The following is a 19,680-nucleotide window of genomic DNA, read 5'->3' on the forward strand; positions in this document are numbered from 1 at the left end:
TGTATTTACCAATACTATACCACACTTCTGCGGCAATGGCAATGGAGAAAGCAAAATTCATGAAAACTTCATGAATCATTTTCCGCCAGCCGCGCCCGGAGACTTTGCCCCAGATCCTCGTAGCCGGGCTTTCCCAGCAGAGCAAACATATTCTTCTTATAGGCCTCCACCCCGGGCTGGTCAAAGGGGTTTACATCCAGCAGGTAGCCCGACAGGCCGCAGGCGTAGCAGAAGAAGTAAATTAGCTCTCCCAGAGTGAATGCGCTGCGCGCTCCGCAGCACACGCGGATGTTGGGCACGCCCCCCTCCACATGGGCCAGGAGAGTGCCGTCCATGGCCTGCTGCTTTAAGTCGCTCATGGTCTTGCCCGCCAGGAAGTTCAGCCCGTCGCCGTTTTCCGCATCGAAGGGGACGGCCAGCTCCCCGGCCCGGGGCTCAAAGCGCACCACCGTCTCAAAGAGATTTCGCCGCCCCTCCTGGAGATACTGACCCATGGAGTGGAGGTCGGCGGTAAATTCCACGCTGGCCGGAAACAGGCCCTTGCCCTCCTTGCCCTCGGACTCGCCGTAAAGCTGCTTCCACCACTCCGCCATGAAGCGGAAGAAGGGGTCATAGCAGGCCAGGACCTCAATTTCCATCCCCCGGTGCTGCAGCTCGTACCGGGCTCCGGCATACTGCCAGGCGGGGTTGGCGTCCATCCCCTCCCGGGCGCAGTCGGCCTCCATGGCGGCCGCCCCGGCCATGAGCTGCTCAATGTCGATACCCGCCACGGCAATGGGGAGCAGCCCCACCGCCGTCAGCACACTGTACCGCCCGCCGATGTCATCCGGCACCACGAAGCTCTCGTAGCCCTCCGCCGCAGCCAGGGCCTTCAGGGCGCCCTTATTCCGGTCAGTGGTGGCGTAAATGCGCCGGGCCGCCTCCTCACGCCCGTATTTCTGCTCCAAAAGCTGGCGGAAGAAGCGGAAGGCCACCGCCGGCTCCGTGGTGGTGCCGGACTTGGAGATGACATTCACGGAAAAATCATGCCCCTCCAGCAGTTCCATCACCTCGGCCAGCTGGTCGTTATCCAGGCCGTTGCCTACGAAATAGATGTTGGGGGTATCCTTCTTTTTCAGATTGTAATTAGGGGAGCACAGGCACTCGATAACGCCCCGGGCCCCCAGATAAGACCCGCCGATGCCGATGACCACCAGCGCCTGAGAATCGCCCCGGATCTTCTTGGCCGCCGCCTTGATGCGCCCGAACTCCTCCCGGTCGTAGGTTCGGGGCAGGCTTACCCAGCCGGTGAATTCGCCCCCGGCCCCGGTGCCGCTGCGCAGCCGCTCGTGGGCCAAATGCAGCCGGGGGGTCAGCGCCGCCTCATAGGGCAGCGGGATAAAGTGCCGCATATGGGAAAGATCAACACGGATCATAATAGCGCCCTCCTGTTTTGTTCTTTTTCCTATGTTACATCTATCCGGCGAAAAATACAAGAGAAATCCGGCGGTTTTCTTACCCGAAAACCGCCCGCTGCAGCAGACGCAGAAACAGGCCGCTCCAGGACATTCGCTCCACGCCCTCCGCTGCCGTCAGGGGGATCTCCCGCAAAATCTCGTCCCCGCAGCGCACCGTCAGTGTTCCCACCTGCTGCCCCTTTTCCACTGGGGCGGTGAGACACTCCGGCAGGTCGGTGCCGTAGGTCAGGCTCCCGGCGCGCTCCTTTTTCACCAGAAGCACATTCTCAGCAGGGGTCAGGGCAGCGGCTTTGGACGCTCCCAGCTTCACCGGTACCGTAGGCGGCTCCGGCGGGGCAACATGGGCCAGGGCGTAGGCGGAGAAGCCGTAGTTCAGCAGGGTCTTGGCGTCCTCAAAGCGCTGCTGGCTGGTCTCGTCCCCCAGCACCACGGCAATAAGCTCCATGCCGTCCCGCTCTGCCGTGGCCGAGATGCAGTAGCCTGCCGAGCCTGTGGACCCGGTTTTCAGCCCCGTAGCCCCCTCATAAAAGCGAATGAGCTTGTTGGTATTGGAGAGGCCGAATTCGCCGCCCCGTATGGTGTCCATCCAGATGGTGGTAAAGCGCCGAATGTCCGGGTGGCGCAAAATCAGCGCCCGGCTCATGAGGGCAATGTCATAGGCGCTGGTCACATGTCCTTCGGCGGGCAGGCCCGTGGGGTTTACGAAATGGGTGTCCTGCATACCCAGCTCAGCGGCCCGGTTATTCATCTGCTGCACGAACAGCTCCGTCACCCCGGACACCTTTTCCGCCAGGGCCACGGCGGCGTCGTTGCCGCTGGAGACGCACACAGCCTTCAAAAGCTCCTCCACGGTGATCTGCTCCCCCTCGGACAGATACACCTGACTGCCGCCCATGGACGCGGCACCCGCGCTGACGGTGACTGTGTCCTCATACTTCAGCTCCCCGCGCTCCATGGCCTCCATGACCAAAAGCAGGGTCATCACCTTTGTGACGCTGGCAGGCTCCAGTTTTTCATGCTCGTTTTCGGCGTAGAGCACCTGCCCTGTCTCCTTCTCCATCAGCAGCGCCGCCGGGGCCTCCACCGGCAGCTCTACCGCCTCTGCCGCCGGGACAGCCATCGGCAGCAGCGCCAAAAGCAGCGCTAAAACTCGCTTTTTCATCGTCCACCCTCCCCAAATAAGCTGGCCTATCCTATGCCGCAAAAAGAAATTTCATGCTTACCGGCATTTTTCGGTTGCAAAGGACGGATTTCTCTGCTATAATAGCTATCGCGATGCAGGGTTAGTACATCGGTAGTACATCGGCTTCCCAAGCCGAGGAGGCGGGTTCGATTCCCGTACCCTGCTCCAAAAAGAAAGACACCCCTAAAGAGCGTTGACATAGGAAAACAAGCAGAAACCCAGTAAAATCAACGCTTTTAAGGGCAGAGGGCAAACAGGTTAGCTCAAAAATTGAATAAACAAGCGTCAAAAGGGATGTTACCGCAAGGCAGCATCCCTTTTCGCATACGCCCACGCCGTAGATTTTGAGAAAAGTCTACGGCGTTTTTTTCTGCCCAAATCTGAGAGGAGGTGCAGCCACAATGTACTTTACGAACGGCAGCAGCCGTGCGTTTGAAATGCTCATGCGGGGAAAGCCCGGCTTTGACCGCTACGAAAACGGCGGCTGTGCCGACTGTGAGGATTGCAATACCTGTCACTTTTACCGTCCGCATTGGAAGTACCAGTTCTGTGTGTACGCGGAATGTCCGTATGAGCCGGGCAAACTGACTGTCCTCCGGCGCGGCACGGCGAAGTGAGCGAAAGGAGCTGATAACCTATGGCAGTATTTCGGGTGGAGCGCAACAGCGGGTACACCGTCATGTCAAACCACCATCTGCGAAACAAGGAGCTGACCTTGAAAGCCAAGGGGCTGTTGTCGCAAATGCTGTCCCTGCCGGAGGATTGGGACTACACCCTCGCAGGGCTGTCCCATATCAACCGTGAGAGCATCGACGCGATCCGCACCGCCGTATGGGAGCTTGAAAAAGCCGGATATATCCTGCGACGGCAGGGACGCGATGAAAAAGGCAAAATGACTGCTATCGAATACACCATTTATGAACAGCCGCAGCCGATGTTGGAAAATCCAATGCCGGGTAAACCGATGTTGGAAAATCCGACAGCGGATAATCCGACGTCGGAAAATCCAACGCAATTAAATAAAGATAGATCAAGAACTAACTTATCAAAGAAAGAAAAATCAATTACAGATCTATCAAATACCGATTCCTTTCCTATCCTTTCCCCTGACCCCTCACCTTGCGGGGCTGCGCCGGAACGGAAAGGAACGGAAGCGTTCAAACAGAGTGCCGTAGATATTTACCGTGAAATCATCATGGAGAATATCGAGTACGACGAACTCATGCAGGACCCCAAAATGGACAAGGAGCGTTTGGACGAGATTGTAGACCTCATGCTGGAAACTGTCTGCTCTGCGCGAAAGACGCTCCGCATCGCTGGCGACGATTACCCCGCCGAGCTGGTAAAGAGTAAATTCTTGAAGCTGAACAGCAGCCACATCGAGTTTGTCATGGACTGTATGCGGGAGAACACCACGAAGATCCGCAACATCAAGCAATATCTGCGGGCGGTGCTGTTCAACGCTCCGTCTACCATCGACAACTACTATACCGCCCTCGTCGCTCACGACATGGCAAGCCCTGATTGGGGCAAGCCGAAATCAGGCATCCCGGACTATTCCTGTTCGCCGGGCGAGAGCCTATGAGGATATGGCTGATCTGGCGGGTGCGCCCGCCCTGACTGCGGCAGAAAAATCGAAAGGAGTGATAACCGTTGCAGGAAGAAGTGACCCGAAAGACGATTGCCCTTGCAATCAAGACGGCAAAGCTGGACGGAAAGGTGCTGCAAGCCGCGCTGCGGAAGCTCTTGCAGCTCTACCGCAAGGCAAGGGACACGCCCCATCGCGGCAAGCAAACGCTGAAACAGCTTATGCGGCATGGCACAGGCGTTTCCAATATCGAAATCACCGATGCGAATATCAAAGCCTTTGAAAGCACGGCGAAGAAATACGGCATTGATTTTGCACTGAAAAAGGCAGATGACCGATACCTTGTGTTTTTCAAGGGACGGGACGCGGACGTGCTGACGGCAGCGTTTCGGGAGTTTTCCAAGAAAAAACTGGATAAGGAGCGCAAGCCCTCTGTGCGACGCGACCTTGCCGAGAAGAAGGCCGAAGCCGCTCAGACCGCCAAGCGGGACAAGGTGAAAAATATGGACAGGGGGATCGACCGATGAAGCCGGAAATCAAAAAGCAAATCATACTCCATCTCCCATATCTTGCCTTTGTCTATCTGTTTGGAAAGGTCGGACAGGCGTTCCGGCTGGCGCAGGGTGTGGATATATCTGCAAAGCTGCTGCATATCGGGCAGGGCTTCTCCGCTGCCTTTGCCAGCGCCGCCCCCAGCTTCCATCCCAGCGATCTGCTGATTGGGCTTGCCGCAGCCGTGATTATCCGGCTGGTGGTCTACTCCAAGCAAAAGAACGCCAAAAAATACCGCAAGGGCATGGAGTACGGCACGGCACGTTGGGGTACAGCGGCAGACATCAAGCCGTTCATTGATCCTGTCTTTGACAACAATGTGCTGCTGACCGCCACGGAACGGCTGATGATGTCCAACCGCCCCAAAGACCCGAAGAACGCAAGAAACAAGAATATTCTTGTCATCGGCGGTTCTGGCAGCGGAAAGACACGTTTTTTCTGCAAGCCCAATATCATGCAGCTTCACAGTTCGTATGTCATTACTGACCCCAAAGGCAGCCTGATTTGCGAAGTGGGACAGCTTTTGCAGCGAGCAAAATACCGCATTGCCGTTCTCAACACTATCAACTTTTCCAAGAGTATGCACTACAACCCCTTTGCGTATTTGCGCACGGAGAAAGACATTTTGAAGTTGGTCAACACCATCATTGTCAATACCAAGGGCGAGGGCGCACAAAGCACCGAAGATTTTTGGGTGAAAGCGGAGCGTCTTTATTATACGGCGCTGATCGGCTATATCCACTACGAAGCGCCGGAGGAAGAAAAGAACTTCATCACCCTGCTTGACATGATAAATGCCAGCGATACCCGCGAGGACGACGAGGATTATAAAAATCCCGTGGATCTTCTGTTTGACCGATTGGAGGAACGCGAGCCGGAGCATTTCGCGGTGAAGCAATACCGCAAGTACAAATTGGCTGCTGGCAAAACAGCTAAGTCGATTCTGATTTCCTGCGGCGCACGACTTGCTCCCTTTGACATCAAAGAGCTGCGCGACCTGATGGCCTATGACGAGATGGAGCTTGATACCATCGGAGATAAGAAAACGGCGCTGTTTCTCATTATGAGCGACACCGATTCGACCTTTAACTTTGTCATTGCCATTCTCCAATCCCAGCTTACCAATCTGTTATGCGACAAAGCCGATGATGTGTACGGCGGGCGGCTGCCCGTTCATGTGCGCTTTATTCTGGACGAGTTTGCCAACATCGGTCAAATCCCGCAATTCGATAAGTTGATTGCCACCATCCGAAGCCGTGAAATATCGGCTTCTATTATTTTGCAGTCGCAGAGCCAGCTAAAGGCGATTTACAAGGATAACGCCGATACCATAGTCGGCAACTGCGATACCATGTTGTTTTTAGGCGGTAAGGAGAAAACAACCCTGAAAGAAATCTCGGAGATATTGGGCAAAGAAACCATCGACAGCTTCAATACCTCAGAAAATCGGGGAAAGGAAATCTCCCACGGCTTAAATTATCAGAAATTAGGAAAGGAGCTGATGACACAGGACGAAATTGCAACAATGGACGGCGGAATGTGTATCTTGCAGCTACGTGGTGTACGCCCGTTCTTCTCCAAGAAGTATGACATCACCAAGCACCCACGCTATAAGTACCTGTCCGACGCCGACAAGAAGAACACCTTTGATGTAGAACGCTACATTCGGGTGCAGCGAAAAAAGAAGAAACATCCCTCGGCAGTCATTGTGCCGGAGGAACCGTTTGACCTCTATGAGATTGAGTTGTCCGACGAGGACGCTGATTTTACCGTCGCAGAATAACGCGGCAAAAGGAGCTGTTTATGGAACTCTCGAATTATCAGGCATTTATGGAATGTATGCGCAAGTGGGAAAAGATTGGCTGCAACATCCTCTGCGGTCTTGCCCTTTGGGAGCAGATGCAGGATTGTGACAGGCGCGGTGTTCCCTACACAGATATTGACATTGAAGCGGTTTCGCAGGATGTAGCCTACCGCCTTATGATGTCGCATGACAGGCTGTATGCACTTGCCCTGTACGAATGGACAGAGCAGCACTTCGCCCAGAACAGCGATACTTCCGATGCCGCAGCCGGAGAAAACGGCTGCAATTTTCCTACACACAACAATTCAACATGATTTTATGGAGGTACGAATATGGCATTTTTCAATAGCGCAGTTGGTGTTTTGCAGACCCTCGTGATCGCACTCGGTGCAGGCCTTGGCATTTGGGGTGTGATTAACCTCTTGGAGGGCTATGGCTCGGACAACCCCGGTGCCAAAAGCCAGGGCATGAAACAGTTCATGGCTAATTAAAGGGAACAAAAAGAAAGGGAATGCACAATCCAGACGGTATCAGCGGCAGGCTACAAGAATAAATTGTGATTTCACAAGATTGGTGTTATAATAAGAGAAAAGTTCCTGCCGGGGCAACCGCCCCGGTGGTATGGATAGAAAGGCAGGAAAACAATATGCACATCAGCTATAAACCACTCTGGCACACACTGTTAGAGCGTGATATGAGAAAAGAGGATTTAAGGCTTGCTGCTGGTATGACAACAAATATGATTGCCAACATGAGCAAAGAGGGAAAGCACATCAGCATGGATACATTAGCCCGTATCTGTGAAACTCTGAATTGTGAGATTACTGATGTGATTGAGTTAGTACCAGACGAGCCTGCTTCCACAGGAGGTAAGGAACATGAGCGAATTGAAACCAAGAATAACGGAAAACGGAATTGATTATATCCTTGTCGGAGATTACTACATTCCAGGCTTGAAACTGCCGGAGGAACACCGCCCTATCGGAAAGTACGGACGAATGCACCGGGAATATTTAAGAGAAGTCCACCCAGCCAGATTGAATACATTGATACTGACCGGAGAATTGTTGACATATCTTGCAGACCTGAATGAACAGGCACAAAAACGGTTAGACACTATCATGGAGCAGATGAAAGCTACCGAGGGCGTGACAGAGGAATTGAAGTGTACCCGACAAATGGAATGGGTGCAGCGTTGCAATAACATTCACAACAGGGCAGAAGAAATTGTTTTGTATGAGATGATTTATTCATAACGGGAGCAATTAAATCGGAGGTATATAAGATGATTGAAATTGTATTTGGTGAAAGTGCCTGTGGAAGTTTGAAAATTGCCCAAACTTACGGCAAGGGAAAGTATAGAGGAAGTGCTGTTTCAATATTTATGAGGCACGAAGACGGGAGTGTTCCATCTTCAGATGAAATGAAAAAGGCACAGCTTCAAGCACAGGAACAAGAACGCATTGCTTGGGAGAATGCTATTCCATTGGGAGGCAAGAGCAGTGATGTTTATTGTTTTGATATGGTTCTTAGTGTGGGAGATATTTCTGATAATGGAATTGGCGAACAGCGGAAAAATATTTTCAAGAAAATGCTGTCTGTCTGCTTTGTAGAGGATTTAGATTATCAGGTTGAAGAAAAAATACAGAAAATTAAAACTACATTGACCTCAGTGATTGAACGATATGTAGCTGGGGAAGAAATTCGCATTTGGTATAGCTATAATCCAGATGAGCTTTGTGGTATGTATTGGCTTATGAAACAACTTCAACCATTAAACTGCCAGACAACAATTTATTTGGTTAAGTTACCTACATGGGAATATGGAAAAGAAAATACTATGACATCCAAAATAGCATGGGGCGAGGTGTCTCCTGGCGAATGGGGAAACTATATAACTCTACAAGAGAAAGCTAATCCTGTATTTCTTTCAGCTTGTACTATGAAATGGAATCAACTTCAAAATGAAAATGCACCTTTGCGTGCAATGTTAAATGGTAAATTGCAAAGCGTTTCAGAAGATATATATGATAGTTTCATTCTTCGTGAAATTGCGGAACAGCCAGAGCAATTCAAAATGGCTATTGTCATAGGTAATGTTTTAGGAAAATATCAACTTGGAATTAGTGATGTATGGATTTCCAATCGCATTGATAAAATGCTTGAAGATGGTGTGTTGGAAATTATACAGGACGCACCAAAGGGAGAAACAAATTATCGCCGAATATTAAGAAAACGAATGAAATAATAACCACAGCACAAACCGCTGCTACATGGAATCCAACAAACCATGCAACAGCGGTTTTCCTTTACCGTTTTTTCCTCTGGCTGATAGGCGTTCCCATTTTCTTTGATTTTTTGAGAATACGAATGAACCAGCGAAATTCTTCTTCTGACAGGTTTTTATAGTTGATACCAAGCTGCTTGCAGTAAAGGATAACCAGTTTTTCATCTCGACTGCCCTTGAAATTTTCGACCGCTTCCAGATTTTCTTTCAGTTCATCGGCAACGGTAGTTTGGGGCGCACTCTCGCTGTCCTTTTTGTGGAATTCCCGAATATCCCGGATAATCAGGTTGAGGTCATCCAGAACCATGTGACTGAAATACTCATCATCACTGATATGTGCGGCTTGCAGCACCTTCAAATGCGGGTCATCTTCGCCGGGGCGATACCGTTCAATAATTTCATGCCGGACGGTATCAACAAGGGAGTTGAGATTTTGGATTTGCATGGTGGCAATCCCGTCCACATAAATCTCAATGTCCGCAAGAAACTTGATAAAGTCCTTATGGGTGGCAAGTTCGCAGAGCAGACGGTTGTTAATCCGACCGCTTTTCAGCAGTGCCACCATCTCATCGTTCAAATGCAGCTCCGTCAGTGGCGTGTTGATCTGCTCCCTGTTCTCTGTCCGGCACAGCAGATAATCGACGGAAACCCCATAGAAGTCTGCCAGCGTGATAAGGTTGCCATGATTGATTTCCTTATAATCCTCTTTTTCATAACTGCCAAGGGCTGATTTAGAAATGCCCGTCAGCTTTGATAGTTCTTCCAGATTTAAGCCTTTGTCCTTGCGGAGTTCCCAAAGGCGTTCCTGTATGCTTGTTGCTCCTTTCATGGGCGCACGCTCCTTTCCAATGGTTTCATTGCTGCCGCTTATCTGGATTATATCACACTTTCCGCAATCGTGGAAATTTCTGATTTTTACCCCTAATTCCTACTTTGTGGACATACGGCACAGGGCACAAAAATGTTCTATGATACAGGTAGTTCATCGATGGATTATTCCAATCGAATGACCAGCCTGTGTGGGATATGCTTCCCCGGCGATGTAGCGCCATGACTTTTGGCAGGGATGTGGAGGAACCCTGACCGAAACGAGCGTACCAAAGGGAGCGATACGCCGCTGTGAGATTCAGGGGAGGAACGACACCGGGGAGAACTGGCGAACTGACACCGAAATGATACCGAAACACGACAATCTGATAGGGGGATAGTCTACCCTATCGCTGATACTTCGGGAGATTTTAATCGGCTCTATGACCGTAATTTTGCCGAAAATCGCCCCGAAACCATACACTAAAACGGGAGGAAATACAATATGCCGAGAATGAGCAAAAAGAGGAAGCATGAGCTTTCCTTTTACCTCAATGACCGGGGGCGTGTCACTTACAACGAATTATGCCGGAAATGCCAGCATGGGTGCAAGCAGAGCTTCCGGGCGGTTGTGATTGACTGCCCCCGTTATTTATCCAAACGATCAAAGAAAAAGGAGGAACACACCGAATGAATTTTGAATTTATGACGATAGACACACCATTGCCGCCCTGTATGCCATTTCCCAGAGCGTTGACAGGATTTCCAGTCAGCAGCACCGCAAAGGTCATGTACTGCCGGATGCTGGACGCTATGCTATCCAAAGAGCAGGAGGACGAGAACGGAATCCTGTTTGTCTGCTTCCCTGTCACAGCCATTGCCGCAGTCCTGTCCCGCAGTCCCATGACGGTCAAGCGTTCTCTGAATGAACTGGAAAACGCCGGACTTATCATGCGGGTGCGTCAGGGCGTGGGAGAACCGAATAGGATTTATGTGCTGATACCGGGAAAGGAGGACGCTGCCCTTGCCTGATACCTCGAAGCTGGAAAAGCTCAACCGGGAGCTGGAGAAAAGCGAAAAGAAACTGCGGAAAGCCATCAATGATGAAAAGGCATTGCAGCACCAGTTAAAGCAGCTTACCCGAAAGGAACGGACGCACCGGCTCTGCACTCGTGGCGGTATGCTGGAAAGTTTTCTGCAAGAGCCGGAACGCCTAACAGATGATGATGTCATGCTGTTGTTGAAACTCATTTTTCACAGGCAGGACACGCAGGAACTATTGAAAAAAATGCTGGAACGGGAGAAGCCGGAAACCCCTTAGTTTACTAAGGGCGCAATTATACACCACCCAGAGGTTGGTGCATTGCGTTCTCCGAAGGCTCCTCGCCGGAGAGCTGTGATTTTCCGCAGTCATGGTCTGCTCCAAATCAAACAGGGGACGCTACACTTCCCCTGCGCTGGCTGCAGCCAGCTACCCTTTTGTGGACTTGCCTGTTGGGGACACCTTGCGGTGCAAGCTGTTCCCAGCCGACAAGTTTCATAAAATATGCTATCTTTTCGATAATCGATGAAGTATAATAAAGTCAGAAATAAATCAGGAATTTGAGGTCAAGGCTTAAACGTGAGGTTTATATGAAAAAATACCAATGTCCTTGCTGCGGATATTTTACCTATAATGTTCCGGCAAATGAAGATTGTGGGTATATTTGCCCCGTTTGTTTTTGGGAGAATGACCCGTTCATTGCTTCTGATAACGAACCAAGCGACTCTAATCATGGAATAACGCTAAAAGAAGCGAAATCCAATTTCTCAAAATTTGGTGCTTGTGAAAAAGAAATGTTATGTTATGTCCGACCACCAAGAGATGATGAAAAAGAAATTTCATAGCGACAACTTCCAACTTGTAGAACTGAAAAATTAGAAGTTGTAAAGGAGTGTGATAAAATGGAAACACTTTTTGACCAATACAAAGAACTGAATATAAATGGCTCTTTGATTTGTCTTGAACAAGTTGAAGATATTTATTCTTACTTCTGCTATCCGACCAATGCAAAGGCAATAGGTTTTGAAGGAAGTATTATGTATTGCTTTATTGAGCCGTATGGGGAAATGGTTTTTGCCTGCAATCCTGATACTTGTGCAGATGTTTTTGTTTATCCACTGGCAAGAACCTTTGAGGATTTTATGAGACTTATTCTTGCTTGTGGTTCTACTAATCCTATTGAGCAGATTATTTGGATGGACAAAGACAAATTTGAAAAACACCTCAAAGAGGAAGAAGCAATCCGCACAGAGGAACAGAAAGCGACATTAAGTTATCTTGAAACAGAATTAGAAATTTCCCCTATTGATAACCCTTATGACTATGTAAAAGAACTGCAATCTCGCTTTGACAATAGTGGCATTGAGTATAGTGATGAATACTATGATGTTTTGGGGATTGATAGAAAATAACAACAAATAAATTCCAGTTCGTCAGCTTCACATCGGGTCAACTTGTCCCGAACTTTTACAACTAAATACCCGCCGCCCACACAGCGGCACACCGAGCAGGAAATCTGAAAGAAAGGTTTCCTGCTTTTTTTCTGCCCAAAATGAGGTGGTAAAACGCCACCCCGTCCACCAATTAGCGAAAGGAGGGACACGAAATGCCCTGTCCACACAACGAAATCACGATTGTTCAGCGCAGTCAGCGGCAGTCTGCGGTTGCCGCCGCTGCTTACCAGAGTGGCGAAAAACTGTTCTGTGAATATGACCAGCAAGTGAAGCACTACCCGGAAAAGCGTGGTATCGTCCACAATGAAATCCTGCTCCCACCTAATGCCCCACAGGAATATGCAGACCGCAATACTTTGTGGAACGCCGCCGAAGCGGTGGAAAAACAATGGAACTCCCAGCTTGCAAGGCGGTGGGTGCTTACCATCCCCAGAGAGATACCGCCCGACCAGTATGCTGTCCTTGTCCGGGAGTTTTGCCAGAAGCAGTTTGTTTCCAAAGGCATGATTGCTGACTTTGCCATCCATGACCCCCATCCGCCGGGACACAATCCCCACGCCCATGTCATGCTCACTATGAGGGCAATAGACGAACATGGGAAATGGCTTCCCAAGAGCCGCAAGGTTTATGACCTTGATGAAAGCGGAGAACGGATAAAACTTCCGTCCGGCAGGTGGAAAAGCCACAAGGAGGATACGGTTGACTGGAACGACCAGAAATATTGTGAAATCTGGCGGCATGAATGGGAAGTAATCCAGAACCGCTATCTGGAAGCCAATGACCGCCCGGAGCGTGTGGACTTGCGTTCCTATGCCAGACAGGGGCTTGATATTATCCCTACTGTCCATGAGGGGGCTGCTGTCCAGCAGATGGAAAAGCGTGGTATCCAGACAAATATCGGCAACCTGAACCGGGAAATCAAAGCTGCCAACCGCCTAATGAAGTCCATCCGGCAGCTTATCCAAAACCTCAAAGGCTGGATTACCGAGCTGGGAGAAAAACGGAAGGAGCTGCTTGCACAAAAAGCGGCGGAGGAAGCGACACTTCTTCCCAATCTGCTGATGAAGTATATGGAGATACGAAAGGAAGAACGGAAGGACTGGACGAGGGCTGGACAGAACCGGGGGACTTCACAGGACTTAAAGGCAGTCAGCGAAGCCCTATCCTATCTCCGGCAAAAGGGGCTTTCCACTGTGGAGGACTTAGAAGCATTTCTGGAATCTTCCGGGAAATCAGCCGCAGATTACCGCAATCAGATGAAGCCAAAGGAAGCCCGCAGCAAAGTGATTGACGGGATTCTTGCCAGCCGGACAGACTGCAAGGAATGTAAGCCTGTCTATGAGAAGTACCAGAAGATATTTTTTAAGAAAACAAAGGAGAAATTCAAACAGGAACACCCGGAGGTTGCCCGGTATGAAAAAGCCGCCACCCACCTTGCCAAGCACCCAGATGATAAGGACAGTACCCAAAAGGAGCTGCAAGAGGAGCAGGAAACGCTTCTGGAAGAAATTGCAGCTCTGAAAACACCGCTGACCGAGGTACAGGAGGATTTGAAGAAGCTGCGGGACATCCGCTACTGGGTACGGAAAGCCACACCCGGCACAGAGGAAAGCAAAGAGCCGCCCAAGAAGCAGCCCATCAAGGAAGTCTTGCAGGATAAGACAGACGAGAAAAAAGCACAAAGAACTGCCCCGGAGCAGACAAAACACAAACAACAGGATATGGAACTTTAACAGGCACTTGCCATTTTCAATCAGAGAATGTCAGGTGCTTTTCTTTTTTTCAAGGAGGGATAGATTTGAATGTATTTGAAGCTGTGAAGCAGTCCGTCACAACAAGACAGGCTGCGGAGCATTATGGAATCCGTGTAGGCCGGAACGGGATGGCTTGTTGCCCGTTCCATCACGATAAAACCCCAAGCATGAAGCTGGATTGGCGTTACCACTGCTTCGGCTGCGGTGCGGATGGGGATGTGATTGATTTTGCCGCCGCCCTGTATGGGCTGGGAAAGAAAGAAGCCGCCGTACAGCTGGCACAGGACTTCGGGCTTTCCTATGAGGACTGGAAACCGCCGGGGAAGGTAAAAAAGCCCAAGCCCCGGCAGAAATCCCCGGAGGAACAGTTTCAGGAAGCAAAAAACCGCTGCTTCCGTATTCTTGCCGATTATCTTCACTTGCTTCGGGCATGGAGAAAGGATTATGCCCCGCACTCCCCGGAGGAAGCCTTACAGAAGCAAGACCAAGTGGAATATCTGCTGGATGTGCTGCTCTTTGGGGAGACAGAGGAAAAAGCAGCTTTGATTACGGACTACGGAAAGGATGTGATACAGCTTGAAAAGCGAATGGCAGAGCTTGCCGCCGCAAACGCAGCAAGAACTAAAAAACACCATGAACGCCATGCAGCCGCCCCAGAGCATTGAGGAAATCAAGGCGGGGCTGGGAACTACCGAGAAAGGCGGTGTCCGTCAGAGCATACGGAACTGCCTGACCGTATTCCAGCGTGACCCGCTGCTTTCCGGGGCTATCGCATACAACATCCTGACCGACCGCAAGGACATCATAAAGCCCATCGGCTTCCACAGGGAAAGCACCGCCCTGAACGATACGGACATGAAGTATCTGCTTCTCTATCTGGAAGAAACCTACGGGCTTACCAATGAGAAGAAGATTGATAACGCCATCGGGATTGTGGCGAATGAAAACAAGTACCATCCCATCCGGGACTATCTCAATACCCTTGTGTGGGACGGGACAGAACGAATCCGTTTCTGCCTGCGGCACTTTCTGGGGGCTGACGCAGACGATTACACCTATGAAGCGTTGAAGCTGTTCCTGCTGGGCGCAATCTCACGAGCCTTTCAGCCGGGATGCAAATTTGAAATCATGCTCTGTCTGGTAGGCGGTCAGGGGGCTGGCAAGTCCACCTTCTTCCGTCTGCTGGCAGTCCGGGACGAGTGGTTCTCCGATGATTTGCGGAAGTTGGACGATGACAATGTGTACCGCAAGCTGCAAGGTCACTGGATTATCGAAATGTCGGAAATGATGGCAACCGCCAACGCCAAGAGCATTGAGGAAATCAAGTCATTTTTAAGCCGACAGAAAGAGGTTTACAAGATACCCTATGAAACCCACCCAGCAGACCGCCCCCGTCAGTGCGTGTTTGGCGGCACTTCCAATGCCCTTGACTTCCTGCCCCTTGACCGTTCCGGCAACCGCCGCTTTATCCCCGTCATGGTGTACCCGGAGCAAGCCGAGGTTCACATTTTGGAGGACGAAGCCGCTTCCAGAGCCTATATCGAGCAGATGTGGGCAGAAGCGATGGAAATTTACAGAAGCGGAAGGTTCAAGCTGGCTTTCAGCCCTGCCATGCAGCGGTATCTCAAAGAACACCAGCGGGATTTTATGCCGGAGGACACCAAAGCCGGGATGATACAGGCGTATCTTGATAAGTACACCGGGAGCATGGTCTGCTCCAAGCAGCTCTATAAGGAAGCCTTGAACCATGCCTTTGACGAGCCGAAGCAATGGGAAATCCGGGAAATCAACGAGATTATGAACCAGTGCATTTCTGGCTGGCGGTACTTCCCGAACCCAAGAATGTTTTCCGAATATGGCAGACAAAAGGGCTGGGAGCGTGAAAACCCGGCAACGGACTCCGGCAACCCGTCTGAAAAAACGATGGACGGTTTTGTGGAGGTCACAGAACAGATGGAGCTTCCATTCTGAAAATGACAGCCCGTTGCACCCCCTGTTGCTATCCCGTTGCCGAGCCGGTTGCCGGGGAAAACCCCTTATTTCCGGGCTTTTCTCCCTTATAACAACCAAAACAACAGAAAAATAAAAGAAAAGTATAAATAGTAATCATCGCCAGATTGAGATTGTTTGCAAGGTCTTTTGAAGCCCGTTGCCGGACTTCGTTGCCGACACCCTCTGTCTGGCTATTTTCATGTATGGAGGATAACTGCCTATGGCAAAAAACAAAACAGAGATTCATGTGACTACTGTGTTTGACGGGGAGCTTGACGCAACCGATGTGTTCGTCAGCCTGATTTCCCAGAAATACGGCAAGACAAATACGAAAGAATATCTTGCTAAAAGGAAAGATATGAGCTATAATGAAGATGAGGTTCAAAAGAGCCAGATACCGTCTGGATTGTGTGGGTAAATGGCTATGATGAACGAAATGGAATACAGAACAATCGGTTCGGCACTTGCCGGAGGGTATCGTGCAGCGGTCTATTGCAGGCTGTCAAAGGACGATGACCTGCAAGGCGAAAGTGCCAGTATCGCAAACCAGCGTGATATGCTGGAAAAATACTGCGAAAAGCAGGGATGGGAGGTTGTGGCAGTCTATCAGGACGATGGCTTCACAGGTCTTAATATGGAGCGTCCTGATTTACAGAGAATGTTGAGAGCCATTGAGCGCAGGCAAATCAACCTTGTCATCACGAAAGACCTCAGCCGACTGGGGCGTAACTATCTGCAAACCGGGCATTTGATTGAGGACTTTTTCCCAAGAAACGGTGTCCGCTATATCGCCATGAATGACGGTATCGACACCCTGCGGGATAACAACGATATTGCCCCGTTCAAGAATATCCTGAACGAGATGTACAGCAAGGATATTTCCAAGAAAGTCCATTCCTCTTATCTTCTGAAAGCGCAGAAAGGACAGTTTACCGGGTGTCTTGCCCCGTTTGGGTATCGGAAAGACCCGGAGGACAAAAACCATCTGCTCATTGACGAGGAAACCGCCCCGATTGTGCGGCTGATTTTCGGATATGCCCTAAACGGTCATGGTCCGAACTATATCCGCAGACGGCTGGAGGAAGAAAAAATCCCCTGCCCCACATGGTGGAACCGGGAACGGGGGCTTCGCAATACCCGCACCAAATGGGAAAAGAAAGACCCGGAAAACGGGCGGTATATGTGGGACTTCTCCGTTATCAAAGACCTTTTGATGAATCCCGTCTACACCGGGGCGATTGCTTCCCAGAAAAAAGACTACCGCTTCAAAATCGGCACGATTGGGGAAAAGAAACCGGAGGACTGGGTTGTGGTTGAGGGACAGCACGAACCGCTGATTGACCGCATGAGCTTTGATATTGTGCAGAACAAGCTGAAATCCCGCCAGCGTCCGGGGCAGACCAATGAAATCAGCCTGTTTGCCGGACTGATAAAATGCGGCGAGTGTGGGAAGTCGCTGACGATACGCTACACAAACGCAAAACATCCCCAGCGGATTTACTCCTGCAAGACCTACAATGCCTTTGGAAAGAACCACTGCACCCAGCACCGGATTGACTATGACACCCTTTACAGCCATGTGCTGCGGAAAATCCGGGAATGTGCCAGAGCTGCCCTGATGGACGGGGAAGCGGTTGCTGACCGCCTGACCAATACCTGTGAAGCCGAGCAGCGGGAACAGCGGGAAGCAATGGAACGCTCCCTTACAAGGGACGAGGAACGGATTGAGGTTCTGGACAAAATGGTCATGCGGCTTTATGAGGATATGATTGCAGGGCGTATCAGTGAGCAGAATTTCAACACCATGCTGGAAAAGACACAGACCGAGCAGACGGAGCTTAAAACAAAAGTGTCCGAGGGCAGAAAGCGGCTGTCCGATGAAGTCCAGCTTGCCAATGACGCAAAACAATGGGTGGAAGCCATTCAGGAATACGCCAACATCACAGAGCTGGACGCAGCCACCCTCAACCGCTTAATCAAAGAAATCGTCGTGCATGAGCGCATTGACGAAGATAAAACAAGACACATTTCTATCGAAATTCATTTTAATCTCAAACCCATCCCGGAGGTGGAACAGGTCACTGCCTGACCTGTCCCGCCGGGACGGTTCTCTTAAAAAATACCATATAGATTTTTTGTACGCCGCCGCCCGCCATCGAGCAGAGTTTTACACCTAATTGGGGATAAAACAGCTCATGGCGGGCGGCGGCGTTGCCTTGATTGGCGGCGTTCTTGTCCCGCTGCTCTCCGGCCTGTTCAGCTAACCGATTCTGAAATACACCGCCGCGCCGCCCCCCTGACCGGGGGCGGCGCGGGAAAGGAGGTGCTGCCTTTTGATTATTGATTGGCTGGAGGAATGGTTTAAGGGCGTTCTGATCGACGGAATCATCGGCAACCTGTCGGGGCTGTTCGATACAGTGAATACAAAGGTGGGTGAAATTGCCGCTGATGTCGGAGCGACGCCGCAGGGCTGGAACTCCGGCATTTTCAATATGATCCGCAACCTGTCCGAATCCGTCATCATCCCGATTGCAGGTGCAATTCTCGCATTTGTAATGACCTACGAGCTGATCCAGATGGTGACAGAGAAAAACAATCTGCACGACATTGACACCTTTATGTTCTTCAAATGGGTGTTCAAAACTTACGCGGCTGTTCTGATTGTCACGAACACTTGGAATATTGTCATGGGCGTTTTTGATGCAGCGCAGCAGGTCGTCAATCAGAGCGCAGGCGTGATAATCGGCAATACCAGCATTGACATAGATTCCATTGTGGGTGATCTGCAAACGTCGCTGGAAGCTATGAGTCTTGGCGGACTGATTGGACTGTGGTTTCAATCTCTGTTTGTCGGGCTGACGATGAACATTCTTTCCATCTGCATTATGCTGGTGGTCTACGGGAGAATGATTGAAATATATCTTGTGACCTCGTTGGGACCCATCCCGCTTGCTACCATGACAAACGGAGAATGGCGCAATGTCGGGCAAAATTATCTGAAATCTCTGCTGGCGCTGGGCTTTCAGGCGTTCTTGATTATGGTGGTCGTGGGCATCTACTCGGTCTTGATCCAGAGCATTTCCGCGACGGGCGACGTGTCCGGCGCAATCTGGCTGGCAATGGGCTATACGGTGCTGCTGTGCTTCTGCCTGTTCAAAACGGGCAGTATGGCAAAGGCCGTGTTCAGCGCCCATTGACGGAGGGCTTGCCTATCAGAACATACAACATCATTTACGCAGACCCGCCGTGGCGCTATGAGCAGCGAAAGGTGCAGGGCGCGGCAGAAAATCACTATCCCACCATGAGCATTGACGAGCTTTGCGCCCTGCCCGTGCCGGAGCTGGCGGCGAAGGACTGCGCCCTGTTCCTCTGGGCGACCTTTCCGCAGCTTCCCGAAGCCCTGCGGCTGATCCGCGCATGGGGCTTTCGGTATAAAACCGTGGCGTTCGTCTGGCTCAAACGTAACCGTAAAAGTCCGTCATGGTTTTACGGTATGGGCTACTGGACACGAAGCAATGCGGAAATCTGTCTGCTGGCGACCAAGGGCAAACCAAAACGGCAGTCGGCAGGCGTACATCAGTTTATCATCAGTCCCATTGAGCAGCACAGCAAAAAGCCGGATGAAGCGCGGAACAAAATTCTTGCGCTCATGGGCGATCTGCCCCGCGTGGAGCTGTTCGCCCGGCAGAAAACGCCGGGCTGGGACGCATGGGGCAATGAAATTGCAAGCGATATTACGCTTGCGGAAAGGAGTTAGCAC

At 50.8% G+C, this 19,680-nt stretch carries 24 protein-coding genes, 1 tRNA gene and 2 pseudogenes; 23 read left to right on the top strand and 4 right to left on the bottom strand.

The window, feature by feature from the left end:
• Window positions 1-68 precede the first annotated feature (68 nt).
• Both KI236_RS09890 and KI236_RS09895 read right to left on the bottom strand, forming a co-directional pair.
• Entirely contained in the window at window positions 69-1,415 is a 1,347-nt protein-coding gene (locus KI236_RS09890; RefSeq protein ID WP_212821598.1) for a glucose-6-phosphate isomerase, read from the bottom strand.
• Window positions 1,416-1,494: 79 nt separating this feature from the next.
• The gene (locus KI236_RS09895) at window positions 1,495-2,619 is read right to left on the bottom strand and encodes a D-alanyl-D-alanine carboxypeptidase family protein (protein ID WP_212821600.1); all 1,125 of its coding nucleotides are present in this window, start codon (window positions 2,617-2,619) and stop codon (window positions 1,495-1,497) included.
• A 115-nt stretch (window positions 2,620-2,734) separates the two neighbouring features.
• Here KI236_RS09895 and KI236_RS09900 point away from each other — a divergent pair.
• The 10 genes and pseudogenes from KI236_RS09900 to KI236_RS09945 all read left to right on the top strand — a co-directional run bounded on the left by KI236_RS09900 (window position 2,735) and on the right by KI236_RS09945 (window position 8,832).
• A tRNA-Gly gene (locus KI236_RS09900) sits at window positions 2,735-2,808 on the top strand.
• 233 nt (window positions 2,809-3,041) lie between these two features.
• On the top strand, window positions 3,042-3,257 hold the full coding sequence (locus tag KI236_RS09905; RefSeq protein WP_212821602.1) for a hypothetical protein: 216 nt from the start codon (window positions 3,042-3,044) through the stop codon (window positions 3,255-3,257).
• A 20-nt stretch (window positions 3,258-3,277) separates the two neighbouring features.
• Window positions 3,278-4,225: a DUF6017 domain-containing protein gene (locus KI236_RS09910; protein WP_212821604.1), complete on the top strand. Its 948-nt coding sequence runs from the start codon at window positions 3,278-3,280 to the stop codon at window positions 4,223-4,225.
• Window positions 4,226-4,293: 68 nt separating this feature from the next.
• Window positions 4,294-4,755 carry a PcfB family protein gene (locus KI236_RS09915; protein ID WP_212821606.1) on the top strand — a complete coding sequence of 154 codons (462 nt, stop codon included), beginning with the start codon at window positions 4,294-4,296 and terminating at the stop codon, window positions 4,753-4,755.
• Complete coding sequence (locus tag KI236_RS09920; RefSeq protein WP_212821607.1) at window positions 4,752-6,563, top strand: VirD4-like conjugal transfer protein, CD1115 family; 1,812 nt, start codon at window positions 4,752-4,754, stop codon at window positions 6,561-6,563. Before KI236_RS09915 ends, KI236_RS09920 begins: the two co-directional genes overlap by 4 nt.
• 20 nt (window positions 6,564-6,583) lie before the next feature.
• Complete coding sequence (locus KI236_RS09925; protein WP_178566081.1) at window positions 6,584-6,898, top strand: hypothetical protein; 315 nt, start codon at window positions 6,584-6,586, stop codon at window positions 6,896-6,898.
• A gap of 18 nt (window positions 6,899-6,916) precedes the next feature.
• A pseudogene (locus KI236_RS09930) lies at window positions 6,917-7,069 on the top strand (Maff2 family mobile element protein); the annotation flags it as partial.
• A gap of 161 nt (window positions 7,070-7,230) precedes the next feature.
• On the top strand, window positions 7,231-7,503 hold the full coding sequence (locus tag KI236_RS09935; protein ID WP_002593556.1) for a helix-turn-helix domain-containing protein: 273 nt from the start codon (window positions 7,231-7,233) through the stop codon (window positions 7,501-7,503).
• On the top strand, window positions 7,463-7,840 hold the full coding sequence (locus tag KI236_RS09940; RefSeq protein WP_005335912.1) for a TnpV protein: 378 nt from the start codon (window positions 7,463-7,465) through the stop codon (window positions 7,838-7,840). Before KI236_RS09935 ends, KI236_RS09940 begins: the two co-directional genes overlap by 41 nt.
• 29 nt (window positions 7,841-7,869) lie before the next feature.
• Window positions 7,870-8,832 (top strand): DUF3658 domain-containing protein, encoded by a 963-nt coding sequence (locus KI236_RS09945; protein ID WP_005601707.1) that lies wholly within the window; start codon window positions 7,870-7,872, stop codon window positions 8,830-8,832.
• Between the two features lie 61 nt (window positions 8,833-8,893).
• Here KI236_RS09945 and KI236_RS09950 read toward each other — a convergent pair whose 3' ends face one another.
• Window positions 8,894-9,700 carry a helix-turn-helix domain-containing protein gene (locus tag KI236_RS09950; protein ID WP_212821608.1) on the bottom strand — a complete coding sequence of 269 codons (807 nt, stop codon included), beginning with the start codon at window positions 9,698-9,700 and terminating at the stop codon, window positions 8,894-8,896.
• 483 nt (window positions 9,701-10,183) lie between these two features.
• On the opposite strand from KI236_RS09950, the gene KI236_RS09955 reads away from it, so the two are divergent.
• From KI236_RS09955 to KI236_RS09990, 8 genes are all read left to right on the top strand, one after another.
• Entirely contained in the window at window positions 10,184-10,372 is a 189-nt protein-coding gene (locus KI236_RS09955) for a hypothetical protein (protein ID WP_054328105.1), read from the top strand.
• Window positions 10,369-10,710, top strand: coding sequence for a DeoR family transcriptional regulator (locus tag KI236_RS09960; RefSeq protein ID WP_054328106.1), 342 nt, complete (start codon window positions 10,369-10,371; stop codon window positions 10,708-10,710). Before KI236_RS09955 ends, KI236_RS09960 begins: the two co-directional genes overlap by 4 nt.
• On the top strand, window positions 10,703-10,999 hold the full coding sequence (locus tag KI236_RS09965; protein WP_009296086.1) for a DUF3847 domain-containing protein: 297 nt from the start codon (window positions 10,703-10,705) through the stop codon (window positions 10,997-10,999). Before KI236_RS09960 ends, KI236_RS09965 begins: the two co-directional genes overlap by 8 nt.
• A gap of 311 nt (window positions 11,000-11,310) precedes the next feature.
• Window positions 11,311-11,565 carry a CPCC family cysteine-rich protein gene (locus KI236_RS09970; RefSeq protein WP_006575072.1) on the top strand — a complete coding sequence of 85 codons (255 nt, stop codon included), beginning with the start codon at window positions 11,311-11,313 and terminating at the stop codon, window positions 11,563-11,565.
• 57 nt (window positions 11,566-11,622) lie between these two features.
• Window positions 11,623-12,132, top strand: a complete 510-nt coding sequence (locus KI236_RS09975; protein WP_006873177.1) for a hypothetical protein — start codon at window positions 11,623-11,625, stop codon at window positions 12,130-12,132.
• A 194-nt stretch (window positions 12,133-12,326) separates the two neighbouring features.
• Window positions 12,327-13,907 carry a MobQ family relaxase gene (gene mobQ / locus KI236_RS09980; RefSeq protein WP_212821609.1) on the top strand — a complete coding sequence of 527 codons (1,581 nt, stop codon included), beginning with the start codon at window positions 12,327-12,329 and terminating at the stop codon, window positions 13,905-13,907.
• A gap of 65 nt (window positions 13,908-13,972) precedes the next feature.
• On the top strand, window positions 13,973-14,593 hold the full coding sequence (locus KI236_RS09985; RefSeq protein WP_212821610.1) for a CHC2 zinc finger domain-containing protein: 621 nt from the start codon (window positions 13,973-13,975) through the stop codon (window positions 14,591-14,593).
• Window positions 14,562-15,899 carry a virulence-associated E family protein gene (locus KI236_RS09990; RefSeq protein ID WP_212822018.1) on the top strand — a complete coding sequence of 446 codons (1,338 nt, stop codon included), beginning with the start codon at window positions 14,562-14,564 and terminating at the stop codon, window positions 15,897-15,899. Before KI236_RS09985 ends, KI236_RS09990 begins: the two co-directional genes overlap by 32 nt.
• A gap of 28 nt (window positions 15,900-15,927) precedes the next feature.
• Here KI236_RS09990 and KI236_RS12325 read toward each other — a convergent pair whose 3' ends face one another.
• Window positions 15,928-16,167, bottom strand: a complete 240-nt coding sequence (locus tag KI236_RS12325; RefSeq protein ID WP_004612762.1) for a hypothetical protein — start codon at window positions 16,165-16,167, stop codon at window positions 15,928-15,930.
• On the opposite strand from KI236_RS12325, the gene KI236_RS09995 reads away from it, so the two are divergent.
• The 5 genes and pseudogenes from KI236_RS09995 (at window position 16,141) to KI236_RS10015 (ending at window position 19,677) form a co-directional block, all read left to right on the top strand.
• A complete protein-coding gene (locus tag KI236_RS09995) occupies window positions 16,141-16,338 on the top strand; it encodes a hypothetical protein (protein ID WP_003020324.1) in 198 nt (65 codons plus the stop codon). The two genes, KI236_RS12325 and KI236_RS09995, sit on opposite strands and share 27 nt — an antisense overlap.
• A complete protein-coding gene (locus KI236_RS10000) occupies window positions 16,339-18,009 on the top strand; it encodes a recombinase family protein (protein WP_118045531.1) in 1,671 nt (556 codons plus the stop codon). It begins immediately after the preceding gene.
• Window positions 18,010-18,100: 91 nt separating this feature from the next.
• Window positions 18,101-18,184: pseudogene (locus KI236_RS10005) on the top strand (Maff2 family mobile element protein); the annotation flags it as partial.
• Between the two features lie 69 nt (window positions 18,185-18,253).
• On the top strand, window positions 18,254-19,117 hold the full coding sequence (locus tag KI236_RS10010; RefSeq protein WP_212821611.1) for a VirB6/TrbL-like conjugal transfer protein, CD1112 family: 864 nt from the start codon (window positions 18,254-18,256) through the stop codon (window positions 19,115-19,117).
• A gap of 14 nt (window positions 19,118-19,131) precedes the next feature.
• The gene (locus KI236_RS10015; protein WP_408059066.1) at window positions 19,132-19,677 is read left to right on the top strand and encodes an MT-A70 family methyltransferase; all 546 of its coding nucleotides are present in this window, start codon (window positions 19,132-19,134) and stop codon (window positions 19,675-19,677) included.
• Window positions 19,678-19,680 lie beyond the last annotated feature (3 nt).

It is taken from the genome of Vescimonas fastidiosa, assembly GCF_018326305.1.
In the GTDB taxonomy this organism is placed as follows: domain Bacteria; phylum Bacillota; class Clostridia; order Oscillospirales; family Oscillospiraceae; genus Vescimonas; species Vescimonas fastidiosa.